The 25815-nt window shown below is 71.4% G+C and carries 22 protein-coding genes; 3 read left to right on the forward strand and 19 right to left on the reverse strand.

The features are described from left to right. Window positions 1–65 precede the first annotated feature (65 nt). From phnE to ACIQNG_RS33355, 4 genes are all read right to left on the reverse strand, one after another. Complete coding sequence (gene phnE, locus ACIQNG_RS33340) at window positions 66–878, reverse strand: phosphonate ABC transporter, permease protein PhnE (protein ID WP_401440339.1); 813 nt, start codon at window positions 876–878, stop codon at window positions 66–68. Continuing rightward, window positions 875–1582: a phosphonate ABC transporter ATP-binding protein gene (locus ACIQNG_RS33345; RefSeq protein ID WP_401490240.1), complete on the reverse strand. Its 708-nt coding sequence runs from the start codon at window positions 1580–1582 to the stop codon at window positions 875–877. Before ACIQNG_RS33345 ends, phnE begins: the two co-directional genes overlap by 4 nt. Next, entirely contained in the window at window positions 1582–2499 is a 918-nt protein-coding gene (locus ACIQNG_RS33350) for a phosphate/phosphite/phosphonate ABC transporter substrate-binding protein (protein ID WP_401490241.1), read from the reverse strand. The genes ACIQNG_RS33345 and ACIQNG_RS33350 overlap by 1 nt, the downstream gene beginning before the upstream one ends. Before the next feature lie 181 nt (window positions 2500–2680). After that, window positions 2681–4747, reverse strand: coding sequence for an alkaline phosphatase D family protein (locus ACIQNG_RS33355; protein ID WP_401490243.1), 2067 nt, complete (start codon window positions 4745–4747; stop codon window positions 2681–2683). A 131-nt stretch (window positions 4748–4878) separates the two neighbouring features. Between ACIQNG_RS33355 and ACIQNG_RS33360 the strand changes: the two genes are divergently transcribed. Then, on the forward strand, window positions 4879–5607 hold the full coding sequence (locus ACIQNG_RS33360) for a GntR family transcriptional regulator (protein ID WP_401490244.1): 729 nt from the start codon (window positions 4879–4881) through the stop codon (window positions 5605–5607). A gap of 168 nt (window positions 5608–5775) precedes the next feature. Here the strand turns inward: ACIQNG_RS33360 and ACIQNG_RS33365 are convergent, their stop codons facing one another. Then, complete coding sequence (locus ACIQNG_RS33365; protein ID WP_401490246.1) at window positions 5776–6861, reverse strand: alcohol dehydrogenase catalytic domain-containing protein; 1086 nt, start codon at window positions 6859–6861, stop codon at window positions 5776–5778. 620 nt (window positions 6862–7481) lie between these two features. On the opposite strand from ACIQNG_RS33365, the gene ACIQNG_RS33370 reads away from it, so the two are divergent. Beyond that, window positions 7482–8600, forward strand: coding sequence for a heparin lyase I family protein (locus ACIQNG_RS33370; protein ID WP_401490248.1), 1119 nt, complete (start codon window positions 7482–7484; stop codon window positions 8598–8600). Between the two features lie 142 nt (window positions 8601–8742). On the opposite strand, the gene ACIQNG_RS33375 is transcribed toward ACIQNG_RS33370, so the two are convergent. The 13 genes from ACIQNG_RS33375 to ACIQNG_RS33435 all read right to left on the reverse strand — a co-directional run bounded on the left by ACIQNG_RS33375 (window position 8743) and on the right by ACIQNG_RS33435 (window position 22346). Then, complete coding sequence (locus ACIQNG_RS33375) at window positions 8743–9948, reverse strand: MFS transporter (RefSeq protein WP_401490250.1); 1206 nt, start codon at window positions 9946–9948, stop codon at window positions 8743–8745. A gap of 298 nt (window positions 9949–10246) precedes the next feature. Continuing rightward, a complete protein-coding gene (locus ACIQNG_RS33380) occupies window positions 10247–11014 on the reverse strand; it encodes a class I SAM-dependent methyltransferase (RefSeq protein WP_401490252.1) in 768 nt (255 codons plus the stop codon). Then, window positions 11014–11778 (reverse strand): PIG-L deacetylase family protein, encoded by a 765-nt coding sequence (locus ACIQNG_RS33385; protein ID WP_401490254.1) that lies wholly within the window; start codon window positions 11776–11778, stop codon window positions 11014–11016. The genes ACIQNG_RS33380 and ACIQNG_RS33385 overlap by 1 nt, the downstream gene beginning before the upstream one ends. Beyond that, window positions 11775–12470, reverse strand: coding sequence for a WbqC family protein (locus ACIQNG_RS33390; RefSeq protein ID WP_401490367.1), 696 nt, complete (start codon window positions 12468–12470; stop codon window positions 11775–11777). The genes ACIQNG_RS33385 and ACIQNG_RS33390 overlap by 4 nt, the downstream gene beginning before the upstream one ends. A 5-nt stretch (window positions 12471–12475) precedes the next feature. After that, on the reverse strand, window positions 12476–13441 hold the full coding sequence (locus ACIQNG_RS33395; protein WP_401490256.1) for a GNAT family N-acetyltransferase: 966 nt from the start codon (window positions 13439–13441) through the stop codon (window positions 12476–12478). After that, complete coding sequence (locus tag ACIQNG_RS33400) at window positions 13434–14756, reverse strand: DegT/DnrJ/EryC1/StrS family aminotransferase (RefSeq protein ID WP_401490258.1); 1323 nt, start codon at window positions 14754–14756, stop codon at window positions 13434–13436. The genes ACIQNG_RS33395 and ACIQNG_RS33400 overlap by 8 nt, the downstream gene beginning before the upstream one ends. Then, window positions 14753–15814 carry an NAD-dependent epimerase/dehydratase family protein gene (locus ACIQNG_RS33405; RefSeq protein ID WP_401490259.1) on the reverse strand — a complete coding sequence of 354 codons (1062 nt, stop codon included), beginning with the start codon at window positions 15812–15814 and terminating at the stop codon, window positions 14753–14755. The genes ACIQNG_RS33400 and ACIQNG_RS33405 overlap by 4 nt, the downstream gene beginning before the upstream one ends. Next, window positions 15811–17034, reverse strand: coding sequence for a DegT/DnrJ/EryC1/StrS family aminotransferase (locus tag ACIQNG_RS33410; RefSeq protein ID WP_401490262.1), 1224 nt, complete (start codon window positions 17032–17034; stop codon window positions 15811–15813). Before ACIQNG_RS33410 ends, ACIQNG_RS33405 begins: the two co-directional genes overlap by 4 nt. Beyond that, window positions 17031–18011, reverse strand: coding sequence for a TIM barrel protein (locus ACIQNG_RS33415; protein WP_401490264.1), 981 nt, complete (start codon window positions 18009–18011; stop codon window positions 17031–17033). The genes ACIQNG_RS33410 and ACIQNG_RS33415 overlap by 4 nt, the downstream gene beginning before the upstream one ends. Further along, window positions 18008–19261: a nucleotide sugar dehydrogenase gene (locus ACIQNG_RS33420; RefSeq protein ID WP_401490266.1), complete on the reverse strand. Its 1254-nt coding sequence runs from the start codon at window positions 19259–19261 to the stop codon at window positions 18008–18010. Before ACIQNG_RS33420 ends, ACIQNG_RS33415 begins: the two co-directional genes overlap by 4 nt. Before the next feature lie 53 nt (window positions 19262–19314). Further along, window positions 19315–20211 (reverse strand): glycosyltransferase, encoded by an 897-nt coding sequence (locus ACIQNG_RS33425; protein WP_401490268.1) that lies wholly within the window; start codon window positions 20209–20211, stop codon window positions 19315–19317. Between the two features lie 73 nt (window positions 20212–20284). Continuing rightward, window positions 20285–21265 carry a class I SAM-dependent methyltransferase gene (locus ACIQNG_RS33430; protein ID WP_401440363.1) on the reverse strand — a complete coding sequence of 327 codons (981 nt, stop codon included), beginning with the start codon at window positions 21263–21265 and terminating at the stop codon, window positions 20285–20287. Next, entirely contained in the window at window positions 21258–22346 is a 1089-nt protein-coding gene (locus ACIQNG_RS33435) for a fatty acid desaturase (protein WP_401490270.1), read from the reverse strand. The genes ACIQNG_RS33430 and ACIQNG_RS33435 overlap by 8 nt, the downstream gene beginning before the upstream one ends. Before the next feature lie 335 nt (window positions 22347–22681). Here ACIQNG_RS33435 and ACIQNG_RS33440 point away from each other — a divergent pair, with 335 nt between their 5' ends. Further along, the gene (locus ACIQNG_RS33440) at window positions 22682–23215 is read left to right on the forward strand and encodes a GNAT family N-acetyltransferase (RefSeq protein ID WP_401490272.1); all 534 of its coding nucleotides are present in this window, start codon (window positions 22682–22684) and stop codon (window positions 23213–23215) included. A 1078-nt stretch (window positions 23216–24293) separates the two neighbouring features. Here ACIQNG_RS33440 and ACIQNG_RS33445 read toward each other — a convergent pair. Then, window positions 24294–25748 (reverse strand): aldehyde dehydrogenase family protein, encoded by a 1455-nt coding sequence (locus tag ACIQNG_RS33445; protein WP_401440367.1) that lies wholly within the window; start codon window positions 25746–25748, stop codon window positions 24294–24296. Between the last annotated feature and the right edge of the window lie 67 nt (window positions 25749–25815).

Below are 25815 nucleotides of genomic sequence, written 5' to 3' on the forward strand. Positions count from 1 at the left end.
GCCGCCGGACCGACGCCGCCGTCGAGGAAGGCCCAGGACGGCCGGGTCGGTCGACGGGCATCCCCTCAGGTGAGCCGGCTGCGGACGGCGGCGGACAGCCGGTCCACCAGGACGATCAGGACCACGACCACGAGGATGTGGGTGAGCATCTCGTCGAACTTGAACAGCCGGATGGACTGGTTGATGAGAAATCCGATGCCGCCCGCGCCCACCAGGCCCAGCACGAGTGAGGAACGGACGTTGACGTCGAACCGGTAGAGCAGCAGGCCGGCCAACTGCGGTGCCACCGTCGGCAGCAGGGCGTGCACGGCGACCTGCACACGGCCCGCACCGGCCGACCGCAGAGCCTGCGCGGGCCCGGGATCGGCGTCCTCCAGTGCCTCGGCCCAGAGCTTGCCCATCACCCCCACGTTGTGGCACACCAGCGCGAGCACACCCGGGAACGGCCCGAGGCCGACGGCGGTCACGAAGACCAGGGCGAACACGACATCGGGGACCGCGCGCAGGAACGACAGGACGGACCGCGCCGCCTGGTAGACCGTGCCCGACGGTGCCGTGCCCCGCGCCGCGAGCAGCGCCAGGACCAGCGAGAACGGCACGGACAGCGTCGTACCCAGCAGACCGATCCACAGGGTGACGAGCGCGGCGGAGAAGCTGGGTTCCAGGACGCCCCAGGACAGGTCGGGCGGGACGGCCTCGGAGAGGAAGTCGACCATGCCGCGCCAGCCCTCGGCCAGTGCGCCGAAGGACACGTCGGTGGTGCGCCACGCCACGACGTGCGCGGCCACGACGAGCGCCGTGACGAGCCCGCCCACAGCCAGCTTCCTGGGGACCCGGGGCCGGGGAGGTACGGGCAGGCGGCGGATCTCCGTCGTCATGACACGGCCTCCAGGGGCGCGGGTCGGTACAGGGCGTCGACAGGCTGGTCCGGGGCGCCGTCGAGGACGACCCGGCCCGCGCGCAGGCCGACGACCCGGTCGGCGTGGCGCGCGGCGTAGGCGGGCTGGTGCAGGACGGCGAGCACGGCCAGCCGCTCGACGTGGGCCAGCTCGGCGAGCAGCGCGAGCACCTGCTCGGAGGCGGCCGGGTCGAGGGCGGAGACCGGTTCGTCGGCCAGCAGCACCGGGGAGCGCTGGCACAGGGCCCGTGCCACGGCGACGCGCTGCTGCTGGCCGCCGGAGAGGCTGCCGGCCCGGTCGTGGGCCCGGTCGGCGAGGCCCACCCGGTCCAGGCAGGCCATCGCCTCCTCCTTCACCGCGTCGGGGAACCGGAGCAGCGAGGACCGCAGAGGAAGCCGGCCGAGCGCGCCGGCGCACACGTTGCTGAGGACGGAGCGTCGGCGGACGAGATGGATCTGCTGGAAGACGAGCGCGATGTCGAGCCGCTCACGTGCCCGCCCGTCCACGGTCACCGCGCCCGAGTCCACCGGTACGAGCCCGGCAGCGGCGCGCAGCAGCGTCGACTTGCCCGAGCCGTTGGCGCCGAGCACCGCCAGCAGCTCGCCCTGGGCGACCGTGACGTCCACGCCGTGCAGCACGGGCCGGTCGCCGAAGCGCACGGTGATCCCGTCGAGTGCCAGCATCAGACGTCCTCCTCGGTCAGTCCGAGCGAGTCGGCCAGCTCGAAGAGCGGCTGGTAGGTGGTCTCGTCGACGCGGACCAGCGGTCCGGGCGGGCTGACGTCGAGCAGGGCGCCGATCTTGCCGACCGCGGCCGGGTCCAGGTCGAGGAGCGCGTCACGCACGGCGGTCTTGAACTCGGCGGGCATGTCACCGCGGACGGTGATCGGGTCGTTGGGTATGGGGTCCGAGCTCCAGACCCGGCGGAACTTCGAGGGGTCGAAGGTGCCGGCCTCCTTCGCGCCGGCCAACTGCTGCGAGTTGATCTCGGCCGCGTCGACCGCGCCGTTGACCAGGGCGAGCAGGGCCTCGGGGTGACCTCCGGCGTAGGTGAGCTTCACGTCGTCCTTGGCCAGGCCCGCGTCCAGCAGGGCCTTGCGGGGCAGGGCGTCGCCCGAGGTGGAGCCGATCGAGGCGAGGGCGAGGGACTTGCCGCGCAGCTCCTCGATGGAGGTGACCGGCGACTTGGCGGGGACCCAGATGCCGGCGGTGTAGCTGGAGAGTTCGCCGTCGGCGTCGCCGAAGGAGGCGAGGGCCTCGGCATCGGCGCGCTTGGAGGCGAACACGTACCCCAGCGGTCCGAAGACGCCGATGTCGAGCTTGCGGTTCTCCATGGCGAGGACCTCGGCCGAGTAGTCCTCGGTGATCGTCAGCTCGACCGGACAGTCCAGGGACTTCGACAGCGCGTCGGCGAGCACCTTCGCGGCCGGGGTGAGCCGGGCGGGGTCCTCGAACGGCTCGACGCCGAAGCGGATCTTTCCGTCCGGGCAGGTCGCCGAGGAGGAGGCCGACTCGTCGGAGCCGCCGCAGCCGGTGAGGAGGGAGGTGGCGGCAAGGCCCGCCATGAGGGCGGACACGAAGGTGGAACGGCGGACGGACACAGTGGACTCCGAGATGAATGAGGATGGGGTGTGCCAGAGACCTGCGGCTGAGCCGGCAGCGCACACGGCGACCGGTCGCGGTGTGGTGGAGACGTGCGCCCACGCTGGCAGTGCACACCGTGACCGGTCAACGACTTGTCTTGACAAGTCATCTTCTGTTCATGTGGTGGTAGCCGGATGGTCAGGCGGGATGGCCGAGATCGGTCGCCGTCCGGCTGACCTTGAAGATCTGCTTGCCCTCGCGGTTGATCCAGGTGGCGGTGAGTGTCGCCGGAGACACCGTGGTGTCGGCCACCAGCTTGAGGAACACATGCGGCTCGACGGCGCTGTGCACCAGACTCGGGTGCGGGATGTTCAGGCTCGGGATCGTCCGCTCGTGCAGCGGGCTGACGATGTACTGCCACAGGTCGTAGCCGACACGCGGCCCGTAGTTCAGGGCGCGTGAGACATGGATGTCACCGCCGATGAGGAAGCATCCGGGGATGCCTTCGTTCTTGATGAGATCGAGGATCGCGTCCTTCTCGTGCTGATAGGTGGCCCAGTCGTCGGACTCGCTGTTGCCCTTGTCGTCCCAGATCATGCCGGTGGCGATGGCCTTGAAGGTGGCCGTGCTGCTGGTGAGCTTCGAACGCAGCCACTCCCACTGGACCTTCCCGAGACAGGTGGGCTTGGTGCCGTCGGTCCAGCTCGCGCCGGTGTTGCTGAACCAGCGCGGGTCGAGGAGGAACACTTCGACCGGTCCGCGCCGGAAGGAGGTGTAGAGGCCCTGGCCGGCCGTCCTCGCGGTCAGCGGCTTGTCGTCGTCTCCGTGACCGAAGGTGGCGTTGGCCCGGTGGTCGACGAAGGCGGTACGGGTGTTCGTCTTGCCGGCGAAGCTGCCGTCGATGCCGTTGCCGCCGAAGTCGTGGTCGTCCCACGTCCCCCACACGGGCATGGACGCCACCAGGCGCGCCAACTCCGGCTGCATCAGGAACGTACGGTGCGCGGTGCGCGCCACCGCGAGGTCGCCGGAGTCGATGTACGGGGTGTCGCCGAGCAGCACGAAGCTGTCGCAGCCCTCGTCCTGTATCCGGGTCCAGACGGTGTTCGGCGTGGAGGGCGCGCACGAGCCCATCCCCATGGTGACGACCGCGGGCTGCCCCGCCTTCGGCGCGGTGGTGAAGGAGCCGGTCAGCGGTGTGAAACCGGCCGCGTCGGACGTCGGGGTGATCGTGAACTCGTACTCGGTGTCCGCCGTCAGGCCCGTCACGTCCAGCAGGAGCGTCTGGTCGTTGGCGGTCGTCAGCCGCCCTGTCGCGGTGACGGACCGGCCCGAGGCCGAGCGCACGGCGCACTGCCAGTCCGGATGGGCCGCCGGATCCAGGCCCGGCCTCGCCCAGATGCGGGCACTCACCTCGTCCACATGGCCCACCAGCGGACCCACCGAGGTCTGGGACGGCATGGGGGTGGGTACCACGGCGGGCGCGGTGCCGGCTCGGACCTGGGTCACGTAACCGGCGAGGGCGGTGGCGAACGTGACGCTGTCCTTGACGGCCGCCTCGGGCTGGATCGCCGCACCGGCGGAGTCGAAACACTTGTCGACGGAGAGGCTGGAGACGAGGAAGCGGCCCGATCCGTGCGCCCCCTCCAGCAGACACGGGGAGGAGCCGGTCGTCGTACACGCCAGCAGGACGCGCATCCCTTGCCACGCCCCCAGCGTCTCCCAGCTGACCCGGACACCGGCCGCCCGGCCGGTGAACACCCGGCCCGAGGTCACCGGCAGCGCGGAGACCAAGGGGTGGCCGGTGGCGACGGGATGGACGGTGTCGTAGTCCGTGTCCGTACGGACGGCTCGCAGGGGGGAGGGCAGGTACGAGACGTTCGCCCCGAGCTGGTCGGACTGCGCGAGGTCCAGCACCACCCCGCCGTCCTTGACGAATGCGCCCAGCGAGGCCGCGTGCTCGGCCACGTAGGTGGTGTAGGGCGCGTCGTTGTTGGTGAAGCTGCCGAAGGCGATGAGGTCGGCCTCCTGAGCGGTGGCCGGCTGGGTGAGGTCCAGTGTCGTCACCGAGAATCCGGCGCGGCGCAGCAGTTCGGCGAGACCGGTGGCGCGCGTCCATGGGTCACGGAACTCCAGCACCGCCGCGCGTGGTGCTGGAGTGTCGGCGTTCGTGGTCTGGGCGGGAGCCGGGGTGGCGGCGAGTGCGGTGAGCGTGGTGGCCACGCCCCCAACTACGAACGAACGGCGGTGAATTCCTTCATTGGTCATGGTTACCTCCTGGCCGAAACTGTTCCAGCGGCCGAGAGCCCATGGCAAGAGCTTGTAGATACAAGTCGTGCTCTGTTCATGTCCAGGTAGCCGATCGATCACGGTCGGTGGCTGCCTGTAGAGTCAGGAACATGAAGGAACCTCTACACCGCTCCGTCGCGGCCGAGTTGCGCCGGCGTATTCGCACCGGCGCGATCGAGGTGGGCCAGGCACTGCCCTCGGAAGCCGACCTCTGCCAGGAGTTCGCGGCCTCGCGCGGTCCGGTGCGGCAGGCGCTGGGCACGCTGCGGGACGAGGGCCTGATCGGCGGCGGCCAGGGCAAGCGCGCGGTGGTCCTGGACGCCGTACCGACCCAGCCGTTCGAGTCGTTCCTGTCCTTCACCACGCGTGCCGAGATCACCGGTCATGTGCCGGGCCAGCGACTCCAGGAGATAGCGCTGCGGCGTCCCGACGCGAAGGTGGCCGCCGTCCTCCAGATCGACCCCGACGACCTGGTGGTCCAACTCCTGAGGCTGCGCCTGCTGGACGGCCGGCCCGCGATGCTGGAGCGGATGACCTACACCGAGCCGGTCGGACGTCCTCTGCTCAACGCGGACCTCGACGCCGGCTCGATCTACGCGCTGCTGACCACCTGGGGAGTGGACCTGGATTCCGCGCGGCACACCTTCGACGCGGTCGCCGCCGACGCCACCGACGCGGCGCTGCTGGACGTGCCGGAAGGATCGCCGCTGTTGCGCGAGCGACGGCTGACGACCGATTCCCAGGGGGTGCCGATCGAATGGTCCGACGACCGCTACCGCCCCGACGTGGCCACCGTGACCGTCACCAACACCCGCACCGCGCGCACGGCGATGCTGTGATCCCGCGGACGCGCTCGGGAGCCCGCGCCCGGCAGGCTCCTTGAACTCCCGGGGTTCGGCCTCAGCCTGCACCAGGGCGAGGATCTGGGCCGCCCTGCCGAGCTGACCGTGACACCGGACGCGGGCGACCCGCGGGCGCGGATCGGCGCCGCCGGGGCTCGGCCCGGATCAGACGGGCGCTCCCGTCAGCCCGGGCGCCAGGGCCTGCCGCGGGGCGGCGCCGTGCCGTGCCGCCACCATCGCGGTGTCCACCTGGTCCAGCGGGTGGGCCGTTCCCACAAGCTCCGCGAAGGGGACGGAGCCGTGGTGCGCGGCCAGGAACTCCACCGCCGTCAGCAGGTCCCCGGGCCGGTAGTTGTGGACGCCGACGACGGTGTGCAGGCCCCGGACCAGCGCCTCGGGGTCCAGCGCCACCGGCTGGCCCGGGGACACCGACCCCACCAGCACGGCCACCCCGCCCACCGCGAGGGAATCGAGACAGGTCCGCACCCCGTCCGGGTGCCCCGAGAACTCCATGGCGATGTCGAACGCGCCCAGCGGCGCCGAGCCGTCACCGACCTCCCGCGCGCCGAACGTGAGAGCCTGCCGCCGCCGAGCCGGGTCCGGGTCCGCCGCGCTCACGCTCGCCCCGGCCGTCGCCGCCATGGCCACTGCCGTGAGACCGAGCATCCCCGCGCCCGTCACCAGCACCCGCCGGCCGGCGACCGGACCGGCGGCCACCATCGCGGCGGCGGCAGTCGCGGTGGCGCAGGACGCCGGACTCGCCACCGTGTCCGGCAGCGTGTCCGGCACCGCCACCACGGCGGTGCCCGGCAGGACCACGCAGTGAGTGGCGAAGCCTCCCGTCAACGGGGCCTCCTCCAGCAGCGGTTGGTGCCCGTATTTGCTCAGCTTCACGCATTTCTGGGTCAGCCCGCGTACGCACCGGTCGCAGCTCCCGCACGACGCGGTGACCGACCACACCACCCGCATCCCGGGCACCACCGGGGTTCCGTCCACACAGGACACGCCTCCCGGACCCACCCCGAGCACGGTCCCCACCTGCTCGTGCCCGAGCACGGCGGGCACCGGGGAGGGCCGTCTCCCCTCGACGGTGTGCAGGTCGCTGCCGCACACCGTGGCCAGGTCGATCCGCACCAGCAGCTCCCCGCGGGCCGGGACCCGGGGGGTGCTGTCCGACACGAGGGTGAACTCACTGCCCACGCCGTTCCACCGTGCATAGCGGACGGGGACAGTGTCCGTCGAAGAGGTCATGGAGGGAACCTGCCATGGATCCGTTCCCCACCCTATACTTGTAGATACAAGTTGGTCGGGTGTTCACCTTCGCCGATCAGGGACCGGCCACGCTCCGGCGGATGCTCGCTGGGCCGAGGGGTTCACCACTTCGCCTCCACGGACCAGGTCGAGCCCTGCGGGGGCGAGAAGCCGGCGCGGGCCTCGTGGTGGTCACGCAGAGGCCGGGCGAAATTTCGCAGGCTGGTCGTCCGGCATCTTGGCCCAGCTCTCGACCCTCAGCCCTCAGCCCCGGAGTCCCGGAGTCCCCTCAGGATGTCCACGGCTGGGCGGCTCACAGCCAGCGGCTGTGCAGTTATCGGTTCGTTACTCCGCGAGCCGTGATCTCTGCTGGTTCTCCGTCATCGCCGCCCAGTAGGGTCAGCGCAGTTTCACCACCGGGCCGGCGCCTGAGCGCGGTACGGAGGGCCTCGCGGCGTGGCGGTACATCTTGAGGGGCGCAGGGCAGTTCCGGCGTGCCCGGTCCCGTCGACCCGAGAGTCCCTCTCCGTCCTCGTCCTCTCGGCCGGTCACCCCCTGGCTTCGCCTGCCGTCCTGCCGTGTGCCCTTGGCTGAAGCCCTGCCCTCCCGAGGATGCGTTCATGCCCACCGCAAAGCCGCTGTCGCGTGCCGGTCACCCCGCCCGTCTCCTGACCACCTGCACCACCGCCCTGCTGCTCCTCGGCGGGGCCGCCACCTCCCCGGCCGCCGCAGCCGACTCCTACTCCTACGACTTCGAATCGCGGTCCCAGAAACTGCCGTTCATGGCGATCCAGGGCTCCGGCCGGGTCGCCCTCCAACCCGCGCCCGGAGGCAGGTCCGGGATGGCCGCCCGGGTCAACCTTCCCAACGACGGACGTTCGTTCAAGACCGAACTGGTCATCAAGGGCCTCGACGCGGGCAGTCATCGCTTCAGCTTCGCCAACTATCTCCCCGGCGACTGGCAGAGCCGGGACTTCGACACCATCGTCACCCAGTGGTTCAGCACCCAGGACGACACCATGCGGATCAAACCCGTCATGGCCCTCTCGGTCAACGGCGGCAACTGGCGGCTGAAAGTCCACTGGATGACCGGCGGTGTCATACAGGAGAAGATCATCCCGCTCGGGGCGGCCCGTCCGGGCCGCTGGAACCAGTGGACCTTCGACATCACGTGGTCCTCCGCGAGCACGACCGGTTCGATCGCCGTCACACGGGACGGCGCCGCCGTGGGCTCCTACCAGGGTGCCAACAACTACCACCGCGGACAGCCGCCGCACTTCAGGATCGGCGCCTACCGACCCGGCTGGCGTCCGGAGAAGGGACAGAGGCTCCGGGACGGCGCCGCCGAGGCGGTCCTCTACATCGACGACATCGCCATCACCAGCACGATCGGCGGCCCCGCACCGAAGCCGCGCCCGACCGCCACCGACGATGCCGCCGCTCCCTCGCGTACCGCGACACCCTCCGGCTCCCCCTCGCCCTCCGCCTCCAGCGCCTCCCCGTCCGCGTCCCCCTCCACGAAGGCCGACGCGACACCGACCAGCGGCGCACCGGTCGCAGCCGCGGCTCCCGGCGCGAGTCCCCAGGTGACGGCGGCGGAAGACGTCGGGTCCTCCTTCTTGAGCGCCGGTACGACTCGGGTGATCGGTATCGGCGGCGCCGGTGCCGCGGCCCTGGCCGGCGCCGCGTTCTTCCTCCTGCGGCGGCGGACCGAGCCACGGGGGGCACACCGCCGCTGAGGTCACCGGCCGTCCGATCACGTGCCTGCGGCTGACCACCGTCGCCGCAGGCGCTGTGCTGCGTTCCGCTGCCGCGCACCGCCCGACGAGATGACTCTGCCGCCGACCTGGAGGTGGCCGTGCGGGGAATCACGCTGGTGTGTCAGAGGGGTGACGGCGCGGACACAGAGCCCCGGGCGGCGAGCCTGGACACCACGGGGGCCAGCAGACCGGCGGTGGCGAAGAGCAGGGCGAACACCAGCCATCCCACCTGCTCGTTCACGCCCAGAATGAGTGCCGTTCCGAGGACGGGTGCCACCATGCCGCCGAGGTGTATGGAGGTGGTGAACACTCCCTGGTACTGGCCCTGCGCGTGGTCCGGTGCCAGGGCGAACGCCATCGACCATGAGCCCGCGCTGTACACCAGTTCCCCCACCGCGTGGACGAGGGCACCGGCGAGCAACAGGACGACAGCCCAGCCCGCGGGGCGTCCCGAGGCGGCGAGGAAGAGGACGCAGCAGGCGGCAAGCAGCAACCCGGAGCGGCGTAGGGCCCGTACGCCTCCGGCGAGCCGGGCCGTGCCACGGCTGGCGCGTACCTGGAAGAGGACGACGCAGGCGGTGTTGAGCACGAGAATGGCCGAGTACACCCCCAGGGGCGCGTCGGTGCGTTCCGCGATCCACAAGGGCAGGACGACCGTGAGCAGCCCGTCGTTCATGACCAGCAGGACATTGAGCACCGTGAAGAGCACGAACGGGGCGTCTTTGAGCATGCCCGACGCGGGGAGCCGTGCGGGTCGCGGCACCGCGGGTGTGGGTGGCAGCCGCGCGCATCCCGCACCGGCCAGGGCGAACAGCAGTCCGCAGGTGCCGAAGGCGGCCAGCAGCACGGTGCGGGAGTGGGACTCCAGCGCCACCCCTCCGCCCACCGCCCCGAGGGACATGCCCGCGTTCGCGACGGCGTGCAGAAAGGCGCGGGCGCGCACCCGGCCCTCCCCTTCCACCAGCGAGGCGACCAGCGCCCCACGGACGGCCTCCGAGGCGGACTGGCAGCCCACGGCCAGGCTCGCGGCGAGGACGAACCCCGCGAAGGTGTCGGCCAGGACGAAGAAGAGCCCGGCGCAGCCCTGCGCCACGCCGAGCACGACGGCCGTACCCCGGGCGCCGAAGGCGTCGGCAGCGCGGCCCGCGGGAATGCCACCGAGCGCGCCGCAGGCCGCGGCGACGGTCATGGAGAGGCCGGCCTGCTGCGCGGACAGGCCGATGAACTGAGTGCCGTAGAGGACACTCACGGTCAACAGGAATCCGAACGCGACGGCGCGGACCAGCCCCGTCAGGGCGAGGACGCGGACCGGTCCCGAGAGGGGCATCCGCCCGTGGCGTGGCTTCGGCAGCCGCAGCCCCGGGCTGGTCACCGGCGCTCGCGCGGGTGGCCGGCCGCCGGAGCATCGGCGCGACACCCGGCGCCGGGCCCCGGTGGACGGGGAGCGATCAGGCAGCGGGCCTGGTGAGGGGACGCGTACGCGGGGCGTGGGATGCCGGTGTGCACGGGCAGCGGGCGGCCTCGGGCCTCGTCCGGAGCGGCCCGGCGTGCGGGCGTGCTGCGGTGGATGGCGTCGTCTCTCGTCAGGCCGTGCACCCCAGGGGTGCCGGCACCGGGGCGACGGATCACGTGGTGCCGTCGTGCGGAAGCGCGGCGATGGCCAGCAGCGAACTGCCCACGGGCGCGCGGACGGTACGGGTCAGGGCATGCTCGGCCCTGCTCACCTCGAACAGCAGCCGGTTGAGCGGCCGAGGAGGCGGCTGGACGAAACTGCTGTTCTCGGTGTGGGCGGCACGGAAGAACCAGCGACGGGCGAAGAGCGGCGGCACCGTCCACACGGAGCAGTAGCGCACGTCGAGCACGCGCAGCCCCGCGCCATGCAGGGCGGTGTGCAGCGAGGCCCTGGTGTACCTGCGGAAATGACCGCTCAGGGTGTCGAACTCGCTCCACAGCGCGGGCAGCGCGGGGACCGTGAGTACGAACCTCCCGCGCGGTGCGAGAAGCCGGCGCACCCGTGCCAGCGCGGCCTGCTCGTCCTCGATGTGTTCCAGGACGTCGAGCATGACCAGCAGGTCATGGTCCGCCTTCCGGGGACGGCCCGTGAGGAAGTCCGTCACCTCGATCCGCGGGCGGTGGGGGGAGCCGGGTGCAATCAGGGAGGCGTCGGGCTCTATCCCCTCGACCGTGCCCTCCCGCTCCAACGTGCGCCAGTTCAGGCCGTCCGCGCAGCCGACATCGAGGATCTTCGCCCGGCCGGGACCCCAGGTGCGGCAGGAGCGCAGAGTCCGCCCCAGGTTGTGCTCGCGTGCGCGCCACCACCAGTGCCGCGCGGACATGTCGCCGTACATCCCTCCGTACGAGGCGTCCATCAGGTGGGTGGGGGGCTCGGTCATCATCGCTCCGTCGCGTGGGGTCGGGGGTCCCTCGGGTTGCTCCTCGGGTCCGGGGCCGGGTCCGGGTCCGGCGGGAGGAGGGCGTGGGGGAGTGGCCGCCAGGTGCCGCGCAGCACGGTGAACGCTTCCGCCGCCGGCACGGCGGCATGGGCACCGAACAGCTCCGCCTGGGCCTGCATCGCCCGCAAGGAGCGGGGGTGCGGGAAGTCCCGCAGCTCCGAGGCGTAGGCGCGCATCGCCCGCAGCTTGACGGGCAGGGTCTCCTCGATGGGCGCGTACAGCACGGGCGCGAAGCCGGGACGTGCTCCGAAGCCGGCCTCGGTGGAGGACAGGGTGGAGAAGCCGAGGAGCCAGTCCACGGTGCTGACGTGCGGGCGGCAGGCGATCGCGGTGGCGCGGGCGGTGAGTTCGTGGTCGGCGTTGAGGTCGCCGGTGTGGTGCGTGTACACGATGCGCGGCTCGGTCCTGGCCACCTCGTCCCCGATGTGCCGGGCCAGTTCCAGCAGCGGGTAGGAGTCGAGCATGTTGTCGGCCAGGTCCAGCCTGCGGTGGCCCGCGACGCCCAGCTCGGCGCAGGCGGTCGCCGTCTCCTCGCGGGAGAGTTCCGCCTCCGCACCACCGGCCGCGAGACCGCGGGAGGTCTTGCCCTCGGCGAGGATGAGCACATGGACCCGGTCGCCTGCCCCCGCGTGCCGGGCCAAGGTCCCGCCGGGGCCGATGACCTCGTCGTCCGGATGCGCGACGACGGCGAGCACACCGGTCATCCGACGCTGCCCTTCAGAAGGTCGGCGGCGCGCGGCCCGCAGTTCATCAGCAGGTCCAGCGCGGAGAGGTGTGAGACGAACGTGGCGCTGCCGCGGTGCATCTGCGGATAGGTGGGGTGTCGGTAGTGGAACAGGTCGACGGTCAGGCCGTGACGTTTCATGAGGTCCCAGTCGAGGTAGTCGGCGGCGTGCGGGCCCGCGAGGAATCTGCGGGCGCCGAACCGCTCGCACAGCGCGGGGATGACGGTCTGACGGTCGACCGGGGGCAGGCCGAGTTCTGACAGCCGCCGCAGGGGGGTGCTCAGGCCGAAGGCGGCGGCGCAGTACTCGATGACGGGTATGCACACCGCGTCGAGGGTCTCGTGGTCCCGGGTGTAGTAGTCGGCGAGGAAGTCCCTGTGCAGGTCGAAGTACGGGGCGCGACCGTAGGCCGTCTGGAGGGCCCGCCAGTGTCTGCGGCGCCAGCCGTCGTCGACGACCCGGATCTCGTCCAGGGGCCGCTTGCTCCGCACGTCCGCACCCGAGAGCGGCACGGTCAACGTCAGCGGCCCGTTGGCGGTGAGGATGACGTTGCTGTTCAGGCCGTTGCGGCGGCCGATGGGGCTGCGGTCGTGCAGGACGAACAGGTCCGCGCCGGCGATCTTCCCGAAGTACCCCAGCCACGGAAGGTAGGCAGGCTGGTGGGCGCTCACTACGGTCAACTCTCCTCCTGCGGCCAGTGGACGAGACGGGTCGTCGCCGCCTCGCCGCCCCAGTTCTGCTTGAAGAACTCCTGTCCCGGGCCTGCCGCGGAGCCCAGGTCGACGCATCGCACACCACGCGCGGCGAGCGTTTCCAGGGCACTGAACAGCGCCAGGTGGCCGGCGTTGACGCGACGACCGTGCTGCGAGGTGACCTGCATGATGTGGAAGGCGGTGCTTCCCGCGAACGCGAAGACGGAGGCGGCCAGCAGCCCTTCGGCGTCCGGCACGACACAGGTCACCGTGTCGGACACGGGTTCCTTCGACGCCCCGGGCAGGAACCGCAGATCCTCGGCTCGGTACGGGGACCGCCTCCCGTGCCGGGCCATCGTCTCGCTGTACCCGTCCGCCAGTGCGCTCGCGTGTTCGAGCCCGCCGGGCACGGCCCGCAGGCCCGCTTCCCGCGCTCGTCGTACGGCGGTCCGCACCTTGCCCCGCGCCGCCCGCCAGGCGCCGGGCGCGCCCCCGGAGAGATCCAGGAGGTACGTGCGGGGGCCGGGACGGGAGGGCCAGCCGCCCACCGTCCGCTCCAGCGCGGGCACGGAGCCGGGCGGGGGGAGCAGGGTACGCACCGGCCCGGCTCCCGCGGCCGTCCTGACCCGTTCCGCGAGCCACGGGAGGCCGATGACGCCGGTGGGGTCCGTGGGGAGGCCGAGCGTTCCGTAGCCGAAGCACCCGATGCGCACGCCGTCCCGGGCGGTGACGAAGGCGGGCACCAGGACGTCCGACCCGTCCGCCCGCGACACCGACAGCGGCAGGAAGCGCGACCGGGGGTCGGCGCGCCGCCCCAGGTGCAGCCAGTGCGAGGCGGCGAACGGCAGCGACGGCGCACACCGGCTGATCCGCCCGGCCCACACGTCCTCCGGCAGGACACTGACATCCGACGTCCCCATGGGCCGCGTGGGTGTGCGCCGCTCACCCATCGCGGCCTCCCCTGTGCGCGGTCTCCCGGTCGGCCGCGAGCAGAGCCGAGGTCAGGAGGGGCGCATCCAGCCGGGGTTGCGGCAGTGCCGGGACGGTCAGCACCCGGCGCCACAGCAGATCGGCGCTGGGCAGCGGACCGTTCGCGTACCGCGCGTACGGCCGGGTCCGATGCAGCGGATAGGGGTTCCAGGTGCTGGGTACGCCGTGCCGGGCCAGCGTTCGGGCGAAGGGGTAGCGCAGCCCGGGGGCCCGGAACAGCAGGTCGATGCCGCCGGACAGTCCCGGTTCCGAGGGCACCACCCGGCAGGTGAGGAGCGCGGGGCCCAGTGCCTCGCTCACCCGCCGTCGTACCTCTGCCGCGCCGGTGGCCCACACGTCGGCGCGCTCCAGCAAGGTCGCCGTCGCGGCCGTCTCCCAAGGGTCGGGTGCCCCGCGGGGTACCGGGCCGGGCGCCAGGGGCAGATGGTCGGCACGGGTGAGAGACCACCCCGGGGAGCGGCGCTGCCGCCGTACCGCGCCCGCGCGGACCGGCGCGGGCGACCGGGACAGACACCACTGGCCCAGTCCACGGCCCAGCGCGGTCGCTCCGCGCGATCGCGCCCCGACCGGCCCGTGCCCCTGCGACCAGGGGCCGGTGTCGCGCCCTGGCCCCGTCCCGGAGTCCAGCAGAGCGCCGCCGCCGAGGGCCCCCAACGCCTTGCCCTCACCGAAGCTCAGCACGAGGGGCCACCCGCTGGCCCGGTACCGGGCCAGGACCGCGGCGCTGGGCAGCGCCTGTGCCAGATCGAGCACGGGGATGCCCCCACGTTCGGCGATCGACCACGCGTGGTGGGAGTGCTCGTCCAGCCCGAGCACGTTGGTCAGGACGACGACCCGTCCCCGGACATCCACTGATCCGTAGTGGGGACCGTCCCGCTCGTCCGTGTCGACGAGAACCGGCGTGGCGCCCGCGGCCAGGACGGCGTCGGCGACGGCGGGGCAGTTGAGCGTGGACAGCACCACCTCACGTCCGTGTACGGCGCCGAGCGAGGACAGCGCCAGCACCAGCGCGCTGCGCCCGGACCGGGTCAGCACACAGCGCGGACGCCCCGACTGGGCGGACAGGCGTGCCTCCAACCGGGTGCGGGTGGCGCTGTGGAGCGACCGCCGCAGGAGGACGGAGGCCACCGTGCGGGGGCCGGTGCGGGAGGGGTGCAGGTCGATCGCGGGGCGGGCGGGGGGAGGGAGGTAGCGCAGATCCTCGGCGTCCTCCGCAAGGGTGGCCGCGCCGACCGCTTCGCCGCCGGGCGGCGGATGTGCCCCGGGCCGGTTCACCGCCGGACCCCTGGTTCCGCCGCGCCCGCCCCGGGCACAGCGGCCGAGGGCCAGTCCGCCCGACGCAGCCGTGGCTGCCAGTTCCGGGCACCGCCGCTGATCCACTGGACCGTCTCGCGCAGTCCTTCGACGAGGTCCCGCTCCGGCTCGTACCCCAGCAGGGTGCGGGCTCTGCTCAGGTCGGGGCGGCGGTTCTGGATGTCGGGGCCGTTGCGGTCGATGTGGCGCACCGGAGAGGCACTGCCGCTGACCTCCTTCAGAAGCCGGGCCAGTTCGGAGACGGTGAGATGGTTCCGGTCGTCCCCGATGTTGAAGGCGTGACCGAGGGCCTCGTCACTGCGGAGGCAACCCACCAGCCCACGCGCGAAGTCCTCCACATGACACCACGTTCTGCCCTGCTTGCCGTCGCCGTGCACGGTGACGGGCTCACCCCGCACCGCCTGGCGGGCCATCCTCCCCACGGCGTAGGAGCCTCCCCGCAGCGGTCCGTACACGTTGAAGGGCCGGACGACGGTGTACGGCAGACCGTGTTCCGTGCCGTACGCGGCCGTCATCGACTCGGCCGTGACCTTGCTGACGGCGTAGGACCAGCGGGGGTCGTCCGTGCGCACCGACAGCCAGTCGCCCTCCGCCGCGTCGCCCGCGTCCGATCCGTAGACCTCGCTGGTGCTCAGCAGCACGAAGCGGTGCAGCGCGGGCTGCGCCGCGGCGTACGCGAGAGCTGTCGCGGTGCCGTCGATGTTGACGCGCAGAGTCTCGGTCGGCGCGGCGCGGACCGCGTCGACGCCGAGGACCGCGGCGGCGTGGATGACGTGGTCGACCTCGCCGCAAGGGTCCAGGGCGCCGGGCCGGGTGACGTCGGCGCGCACGGTCGTCAGCCCCGGCTCGTCCGCCAGCCCGGCCAGGTCGAGCGGGGTCCCGCCGACGGGCCGGTTGTCCACGGCGATCACCTCGTGACCGCAGCGCAGGAGCCCGGCCGCCGTCCAGGCCGCGAGGAAACCGAAGCCGCCGGTGATCAGGGTACGGGGGGCGGTTCGGGTGTCACGACGAGCGGTCACGATGCGGTCCTTTCGACGCGGGGGCGGCCGGTGCCGCCTGTTCGGAGAACCAGTCGCCGCAGGGTGTCGACGACCCGCTCGTGGGCGGCGGAGTCCAACCCGTGCCACAGCGGCAGGGAGACCAGACCGGGGAAGGCCGCGTCCGTGACGTCGAGCGAGGTGCGCAGCCGGGTCGGTGTGCCCGCGAAGGCCGGCAGCCGGTGCAGTGGTGTGTAGTGCACCTGACAGCGGATGCGGTGCTCGGTGAAGAATTCCAGCAGTGCGCGCTTGCTCACCCCGAGCCGACCGAGGTCGAAGACCACCGGGAACAGATGGTGGGCGGACCCGGGCCGCTGCCGGCGGGGCACGGTCCGGACCGAGGGCAGCCCCGCCAGAGCACGGTGGTACTCCCCGGCGAGACGGGCCCGCTCCCGCCGGCTGACATCGACGCGGCCGACCTGGGCGACGCCGAGGGCCGCGTGCAGTTCGGACATCCGGTGGTTGGCCCCCGGCTCCGCCACCGTGTACGGCCACGGCGCGAGGTCGCCCTCGTGCTCGGGAAGCGGAGTCATGCAGTGGTTGCGGTAAGCACGCAGGCGTTCTACGAGGCTGGTGTCGCCGCTGCTCACCGCGCCCCCCTCTCCGGTGGCGACCGGTTTGACGGGGTGGAAGCTGAAGTAGGCGGCGCGCGAATCCGGCCAGGAACCCACCGGCAGTCCCGTACCCCCGTAGTGCGCACCGGCCGCGTGACAGGCGTCCTCGACCAGGACGGCGCCGTAGCGGGAGCACAGGGCGCCGAGCGCGGCGACATCGGCGGTGTGCCCCGCGTAGTGCACAGGCATCACCACCGTCAACGCATAGGCTCCGCTGGTGCGTTCCAGGAGTTCCCCGACACTCGTGGGGCTGAGGGTGAGATCGTCCTCGGTGACGTCGGCCAGCGCCACGTCCCAGCCCTGCAGCAGGGCGGCAGCCGGGGCCGCGGCGAACGTCAGAGCCGGCGTGATCAGCAAGGCGGGACCGTCCCTGCCGGAGCCCAGCGCGTGCAGCAGGGCATGCACCGCCGCCGTGCCGCTGGACAGCGCGACCGTCGCCGCGCCGGTGAGGCGGGAGAGAGCGCCCTCGAACTCCCGCACCAGGGGCCCGTTGGTCCACATCCCCGAGCGCAGCGCCCTCAGCAGCAGCGCCTCCTCCTCAGCGTCCCAGTACGGGCGCGCGTAAGGCACCTCCTCCGGCTCCCTCATGGCCGTCGTCCCTCCACTCGTGTGTCCGCCCCAGCCGCCGGCCGGATGTCCGTGCCGACCGACCGGGCCGCTGCGGGCAGCGCCCGCCCCAGCAGCCAGTCGCGAGTGCGCCAGCAATTGACGCGGTTCTCGTAGTCCTCCTCCTGGACCTCCAGCACCACGCGTGCCTGACCGTCGGAGGCGGCGAGGGCCGCGCGCACCATGGCGGCCAGCACCTCCTGGTCCGGGTCGCCGTCCTGCGGTGGTACGCCCTCGTGACAACGGCCCGCGGTGAAGGGCAGCGCGAGGCCCGTGTACGAGGAGAAGTGGATGTGCTTGACAGGGACCGTCGGCAGCGCCAGCGCGTCGTCCTCCGGTGGGCGGCGCTGGAGCTGGGCGACGGCCCTGTCGGTGGCGTAGGTGACAGCCCAGTGACAGATGTCCCAGGTCGCCCCGATCCGGGAGGAGCCGAGTGCGTGCAGCGGCAGATAGTCGTCGGGACGGACGAACACCGGGTCGTAGTCGGTGCCTTCGGCACCGATGACCGGGAGGTTCTCCACGCCGATCCACAGCCGCGAGCCCGCGAGGCGGGCATCCAGTTCGGCGAGCCGTTCCACCACCTTCCCGCGGGTGCCGGACAGATCGTGCCGGAGCCAATCCTCCTGCTGCACGAACTGGTTGGCGTGCAGCACCACACCCCGTGCCCCTGCGGCGTCCGCCGCATCGCAGAATCGCAGCAGCATGTGGTAGGCGTGGTCGTCGTTCACCCAGTCGGCGTTCTCCGTGGGGAAGTGGCAGGTCAGCTCGGACACTCCGAGTGCGGACACCGTGCGCAGGCCCGCGCGCAGCGCCTGCCAGCCCGCCTCTTCGGCCAGGCCCGCCCCGTCGAAGACGTACGCCTCGAAGCCGCCCGCTTCCGCCGCCCACTTCTCGCTGATCTGCTGGGGGCGCAGTCCGTCGTAGGTGATCTGAAGGGCGGGTCGCGCAGCCTGGTTCACAGCTGCTCCACCTCCGGCTCCTTGAACCAGCCACGGCAGTCCAGGATGAGGCCGCTGGATTCGAGGACCATCCGGCTGTCGACCCCCGCGTGGTCGGTGACCAGCATCACGGCGTCCGCCGCCCGGCACTCCTCACGCGTCAGCTCGACGGGGGTGAACCGGGTCCCCTCGGCGTGGTCGGTGCCCGCGAGCGGGTCGGCCACCCGGACGTGCGTGCCGGCATCGGTGAGCAGCCGGATCACGGTGTGCGCCGGAGAGTTGCGGGTGTCGGAGACGCCCGCCTTGAACGCCCGGCCGAGGACGAGCACCCGCGCTCCGCTCAGGGGGGTGCCGTGCCGCATCAGCCCCTGCCGCAGCCGTTCCACGGCGTACCCGGGCATGGAGAGGTTGATGCGCTCGGCGACCGCGAGCATCTCGCTCGGGTGCCCCGCCGCGCTCATCGCGTGGTTGAGGTAGTGGATGTTGTTCGGCAGGCAGTGCCCTCCGACCCCCGGTCCGTGGTGGAAGGACATGAACCCGTACGGCTTCGAGGCCGCGGCGCTGACCACCTCGCGGAAGGGGACGGCCATGGCGTGCGCCGCCTTGCTCAACTCGTTGACGAAAGCGACGTTGACGTAACGGAAGGTGTTCTCATACAGCTTGGCGAACTCGGCGACCTCGCTGCTCGACACCTCGACGACGACGTCGAAGGCGGTCTCGTACAGCTCCCGCGCCAGTTTGACCGCACGGTGATCCAGCCCGGACACCAACTTGGGCACCACGCGCAGCGGGAGGTCCCGCCCCGGGTCGACCCGTTCGGGACTGTAGGCGAAGTGGACGTCCTCACCCGACCGCAGACGCGTCAGCCGCTCGAAGAACGGCGCGATGTGCCGCCGCAGCGCTCCCGGGTACACCGTCGACTCCAACACGATGAGGGCCCCCGGACGCGCCGTCGCGGCGATCGCCGTCAAAGCCTCCTCCACGAGCCGCAGATCGGGTTCCCGCGCGGGGGTCAGCGGAGTCGGGGTGGCGATGATGTACACGTCGGAGCCGGGCGCGAGTCGGGCGTCCCGGACGGGACGCAGGAGACCGCTGTCGAGGCGGGCCCGGAGCTCACCCGAGGGGACGTCGGGTATGTAGGAATCGCCCCGGGCCAGCGCCTGATGACGGTCGGGCGCACTCTCGGCCGCGTACACCGTGTGTCCCGCGGCGGCAAACGCCACTGATACGGGCAGACCGATATAGCCCTGCCCTATGACGGTTAATAGCACGTTCCCTCGCTTCGCTCATCGACGGTGGACGGTGCACGTGCACAACCTGCGGGTCAGACGGGACCGCCCCCGGCGCCGGGTTCGCCGGGGTGGACGGGCAGTGGTGCGGGCGAGTCCGTCAGCGACCGGCGGGCGAAGCCCTCCGCCGCGCCGAGCCCCAGCAGACCCAGCCCGGCGGTGACCAGTCCGCCCCTCGCCAGTGGCCCGCGCCGGGTGAGCGCCACCGCCCCGAGACCGGCGGCGACGGTGGCCGCGGCACAGCGGGTGAGCGCTCCTGTCAACGCCAGCGAGCCCAGGCCCTCCTCGACATGCCCACGCAGGCCGAGCCGGGACTCCTCGCGATAGCTGGCCGGCTTCTCGTACCCGACGGATTCCATGCTCAGGCCCAGCGCTGCCAGCACCGCGCCGACGTTGCCCTTGGTGAACCGCAGGCCCGCGACATGCCGAGCGGTGTCCGCCCGCATCACGAAGAAGGAGCTGGCGCCGTGCGGGATGGGGCTGCGGCTGAGCCGGGTCTGCAGGAAGTAGAAGACGGCTTGTCCGGCCATCAGCCGTGCCGGGTCGTCACGGTGTGCCGTGGAGGTGGTCCCGAACACGGCCACGGTCTCGGGCCCCGCCTGCTCCAGACGGTCGGCGAGCCGCGGCACGAGTTCGGGCGGGGTCTGCAGGTCGGCGTCGAGGACGGCCACCATCCGGCCACGGGCGGCGAGCATGCCGGCTTTGCTGGCGGCGGGCTGGCCGCAGTTGGGACGTAGCTGCACCCAGCGGAAATGCTCGTGGCTCGCGGCGAGTTCGGCCAGGACACGGGCCGTTCCGTCGGTGCTGCCGTCGTCCACCGCCAGCACCTCGAAGCGGCGCCCGGAGTCGACCCCGGCCTTGAGGACACGTGTCACGGTCTCACCGGCCACCTCCTCCTCGTTGTACATGGGGATGGCGAACGTCAGATCCATTGCTGCTCCTTTGCCGCTCCTGGGACGTACGACGGTCGGCGAACGGTCAGGGGTGTCGCGCCGGACGGGCTCTTCAGAACGTCCCCGGGGGGTCATCGGCGCCGCCGGGGTGGGCAGGGCGCGGGGCACGCACCAACTGCATCGTCATCTGCGCGGTCGGGGCGAAGGGGGCACGCGCGTAGTCCAGCGCGGCGAAGAGCGCCGTCAGCGGTTCGTACGTCCAGTGCCGGTAGGCGGGCCGCTGGGACGTGACCTTGATCAGGCCGCGGTCCTGGAGCCAGGCCATGACGCTCAACGCCCACTGCGGGGCGCCCTGTGTGTACGCGCTGGAGCGCGCCCGCAGGCCGCACCGCTCACCGAGATCGGCCAGGCCGTCCCGGGTGAACAGGACGAAGTGCCGCGGGCAGTGGAAGCCGCCCCAGTTGCGGTGCCGGAAGATCCGGCAGTCCCAGGTGGCGGTGTTGGGTGTCTTCACGAGCAACACCCCGTCGTCGCTGAGCAAGTCACATGCCTGGCGCAGGACCCGCGCCGGATCGGGGACGTGCTCGATGACGCTCATCATCATGATGAGGTCGAACTTCTCGCCGGAGGTGAACTCCTCCACCGGCATGCAGTGGTAGACATGCCCGGCCCGCTCGGCAGCCGGCGCCGCCGCCTCCTGCATGTCGACCTCGTGCGTCTCGGCGACCCGCGGACACACCCGGCGCGCCGTGGTGAGCAGCCACCCCGCGCCACCCCCCACGTCGAGGACGCGGAGCCGTTCGCCGGGTATCTTCGCGAGAATGCGCCGAAGGGTACGCCCGTCGAGCTTCTCTTTAATGCGTTCCGTGAACGCGGTCGAGCCTTCGATACCGCCGTAGGAATAGTAATTGGGCGGGTAGATCTCGTCGAGACGATCGGCCGGCGGATCATCAAGATACACCGCCGAACAGGCGCCACATCTGGCGTAACGATACTGCGTGGAACTGGTGAAGTATTCCTTGTCGTAAGCCTTTGCGAAAAGCTCCGCATCGCCCGTACCGCACACGGGGCAGTCCATCAGTTTGTCACCCACGACGCGCCTCCGCTGTCATCGTTCTCAGCACTGTGAGGTATCCAGTGCGGCTGCTCTCCAGTTCCCGGGCCAAGGGCGTCCTCCTGAAGAATTCCTCCATCTCACGGAACCTGGTGTAGGAAATGGCTGGATCCCAGTGGTGCAACAAGTGTTTGTTGAATCCCGCGGCACCGAACGTCCGGGACAGCGGATCCTCGCCGAACAGCCGATTCAGCGGTCCGTGCTCCACCGTCCTGAAGTCCGTCGCGCACGACGCGTCGAGGATGCGATGCTCGGCCACCGTGCGGAGCATCGCGCACAGCGGGAAGACACAGCCCACGCCCACCGCCCAGGCCAGCGCCGCCGGCCACCACCCCGCGGTCGACAGCGCGGCCAGCACCAGCAGGTGCAGCAGCGGGGTCCGGGCGGCGAGGAGCACCTGGCGTGGCAGGGCGAGAGCCGAGCCGCGCCTCGCGGACGGTGTCCCGTCCCGGGCCGCCCCGGCACGCGGAGCCCTGGAGGCGCTGGCTCGCCGGTCGCGCAGCAGAACCTCCAGCACCCGCACACCGGTCATCCCCTTGAGGATGTTCGCCACCGAAAGACACAGGTGATAGGTGGTCTCCGTGTCCTGATGGGTCCCCAGATGGGTGTGGTGCGCCATGTGGGTACGCCGGTACTGCGGGGTGGTGGACCCGAACAGCAGCCAGACGGACCAGTCGCCGAGCCGGTCGTTCCTCCTGCGGCGCCGCGCGAGGTTGCCGTGCGCCGCCTCGTGGCCGAAGAGGAAGAGCGCGTGCAGCCACCAGCCGATCCACCCGGCGGCCAGCGTCGTCACCACGGCCACGCCGGTGGGGCCCGCCGCCATCGCGGGCGGCACGGCGGCGACACCCGCCACGAGTGACACCCAGCACAGCGCGATGTCCCGCCACACGACGTGGTAGTGCGGCGTGAGCGTCCTGCGGTAGTCCGTCCACCGCACCCCGTCCGCGTCCGTGACCGACGGCAGGTGCGGGGAGCCCGGGTTGCCCGCGGCCCCCTTCCCGGACTGCCGGAACTCCTTCCCCGTCGTTTTCCTGCGGTATTCTTCAGAGGGCTCTGTCATGTGCTCTCCCGGTGTCGCCGGCTGGCTCGTCATGCAGGGGGGAAATCGGCTCGACTGCGATGGCATCGACCCTTGTCCGAGAGTCCTGTCCGCGTAGGGAGGGGAATTCGAGGCAGGGCGAAGCGGCCAGGCGAACGCGATTCGGTGCATGGTCTTCGGGGGTGCTTCGAGAACCTTCAGAATGCTTCCCGCGTGCTTGTCATGCACCGCACTCGGGCAAGGTCGGGGGCTACTCTAGTTCCGTCGCTCGCGCTCTCGCAATAAGGAAACGGATTCGCCTCCGGAGCCTTCCGTCGAATAGCATCACGACCGTTCGACGACGAAGGAGGAGGAAAGTGATCCGACTCGCACAGGACAGCGACGTACCGCGCCTTCAGGACATTGAGCGGGCCGCTGGAAAGGTGTTCGCGGAGGTCGGCATGAACGCCGTCGCGGAGGACGAGCCACCGACCAGGGAGGTGCTGCTGGGGTACCTGAAGGACGGCCGCTCCTGGGTGCACGCGGGCGGTGACGGCGTCGCGATGGCCTACATCCTGGTCGACGTGATCGACGGGTGCGCGCACCTGGAGCAGATCTCGGTGCACCCCGACCACAGCCGCCGGCGAGTGGGACGTGGCCTGGTCGAGCATGTGGCCGACTGGGCGCGCGAGCGTGAGCTGGCCGCCCTCACGCTCACGACGTTCCGCGACGTGGCGTGGAACGGTCCGTACTACGAGCGGTGCGGCTTCCGCTGGCTGACGGACGCGGAAGTGACCCCCGGCCTGCGGGAGTTGCGCAAGGCGGAAGCCGAGCACGGTCTCGACCGGTGGCCGCGCGGCTGTATGCGCCGTGAACTCTCCACCATGGCCCCGGTGGACCGCAAGCCCTGATCCGGAGCACCACCTGGTCTCCCTCCCCGCACCGCATGCCCTTGGTGCGGGGAGGGTTCGCGTTTCGCACGGTAATGCCCGGCATAATCGTCTGCGAGGCAGGTGAGGGCGGTTGACACCCTTGGCGGTGTCCCGCGTTGAGCGAGCCTGCACATGAACCCTTTCTTGTGCTGCTCAGCATGGCGCCCGAAAACGCCTTTCGAGCGCCACGTGAGGTAGTTCCGACGAGGTGGGTGACCCGCCTCGTCAGAAGAATTCATGGCCGAGTGAACATGGGTCATGGGAATGAGTCCGGTGATGTCGTGCAGGCGCGAAGACCGTGCACTCCATGAGGCGCCGGCGGCGACCGCTGCCACCTCATGCGCGCCGACTGGCTAAAGAGGGAACACATCATGCCTGGTCAGGTGCCATACAGCGAAGTTCCCGGCAGTCCTTGGCGGCGGACCGACGGGACTGCAGACGGCCGCGCGAAGAGGGCATGCATACGCCGGGGGCACATTCGTCCGTGAGGCATGGGGAGCACGGTAGCCACGCCCGAAGCGGGATGTCCAGGAGAGGAGAATACGTGAGTTGGTATTTGGCCTCACGTGGCCTGACTGGATCTCTGCGCTACCGCGGGGCGTTGAGTGACGCATGTGACATGTACATCCGGCACGGTCCTGGTCAGCGGTGGTTCGTGCAGGAGGGGGGCCTGTTGGTGTGCGCGGTGACCGCTGGCCTGTGCACGGTGATCCGGTAAGGGGCCGGGGCTCTTTGCGTCATCGCGAGCTGTCCGGGTTCATCCGGTGAGGTGACGAGTCGTCATCGGAGGGTGGTAGGGCGCGGGCGGCATGGCCGTCCACGACACCGTGCTCAGGCCCGGTGGGTGGCTGCGCCGACCGCGGGACCGTGCCCGGAGGCGACCTGCTGGTCCCCGCACAGGGCAACGCGCCCCGCGGACTCCGAGGAGCCGCTGAGGCGCGACCGAGGTGGATGCTCTCCGGTACGCCGGAGGGGTCATGTCGGCACACTCAGGGTGTGGAGGTGGGGCCGGACCGGATGGGCCCGGCCCGTAGGACCGTCCGTACGACTCGGTTTCTCAGTACCGGATGCAGGCGGAGCGCAGGTCGGTGTAGAAGTCCCAGACATCGGGCGAGCATTCGGGCGCGCCGAGCTGGGAGGCTTTGGCCCCCATGTGCGGCAGGTGGGAGTAGGCGCCCACACCTGGACGGTTGACGTGCAGCATCCCGGCCTGGAAGTCCTGGAGGGCCTGGAACATCAGGGACGGGTTCTGAGTGAAGATGGTCCCGGACATGCCGTACTTCACTGAGTTGGAGATGCGCATGGCGTCGTCGTACCCGTCGCAGTCGATCACCGACAGCACGGGACCGAAGACCTCCTCCTGGGCGATCTCGCTGTCCCAGGCCACATCGGTCAGCACGGTCGGCTCCACGAAGTAGCCCGGTGTGTCCAGTACGGCCGCGCTGCCGCCGCAGGCCACCGAGGCACCGGCGGCGACCGCCGTCTCCACCGCATCGAGACAGGCCCGCATCCGCTCGTCGTTGACGACCGGCCCGATATCGGCCCCGTCCTGGTCACCGCGCCCGATGCGCATCGCCCGCACACGCGGGACGAGCCGGTCGAGCAGGGGCTCACGAACGGAACGGTCCACGATCACCCGGCTCGTCGCGCTGCACCGCTGGCCGCTCTGTCCGAAGGCGCCGTGCACGATCGCGTCGACGGCCGCGTCGAGGTCGGCGTCGGCCAGGATGATGAGCGCGTTCTTGCCGCCCAGCTCCAGCTGGGTGCGCATCAGACGGCCCGCGCCCGCCTTGTTGATCGCCTGCCCCACCGGCAGTGAGCCGGTGAACGAGATCCCCGCCACCCGCGCGTCCTCGACGAGGGCCTCGCCCGGCTGCCGATCGCCCTGGACCAGGTTGAGCACACCCGGCGGCAGGCCCGCGTCGGCGAACGCCTCCGTCAGCAGGGCCGAGGTCCACGGGGTCAGCGGGGACGGCTTCAGTACGGCGGTACAGCCGGCGACCAGCGCCGGGGCGACCTTCCACATGGGGATGGCCACCGGGAAGTTCCACGGGGTGATGAGGCCGACGACACCGAGCGGACGCCGGAAGGTCATCGCGAGGGTCCGCGGCTCCTCCGCCGGAGTGGTGACGCCGTTGATCCGCCGGGCCTCACCGATGGTGAACTCCAGGATGGCCAGCGAGCGGGACACCTCTCCCCGGCCTTCGGACAGGCGCTTGCCCTGTTCGCGGGTGATGGCCTCGGCGAACAGATCGTGGCGCTGCTCGATCAGCCGGGCCGCGGCGGTCAGGATCTTGGCCCGCTCGATCGGGCCGAGCGCGTCCCACGCGCCGTGGGCCGCCGCCGCGGCGTCGACAGCGGCGGTGGCGTCCTCGGCGCCGGACTCCGCGAACCGGCCGATGACATCGCCGGTGTTCGCCGGGTTGAGATTGGCGCGTACCGCGCCGGTGGAGGACGGCACCCAGCGGCCGTCGATGTGATTGAGGAGATGATCAGGGCGCGGCTCTGCCATGAGGGGGCTCCGTAGAGGAATCGGCCGGTGCGGCCGAGAAGGTCCAGGAAGTACGGGTGATACGGGC

Origin of the sequence: Streptomyces sp. NPDC091377 (assembly GCF_044757045.1) — a bacterium.
Classification (GTDB): Bacteria; Actinomycetota; Actinomycetes; order Streptomycetales; family Streptomycetaceae; genus Streptomyces.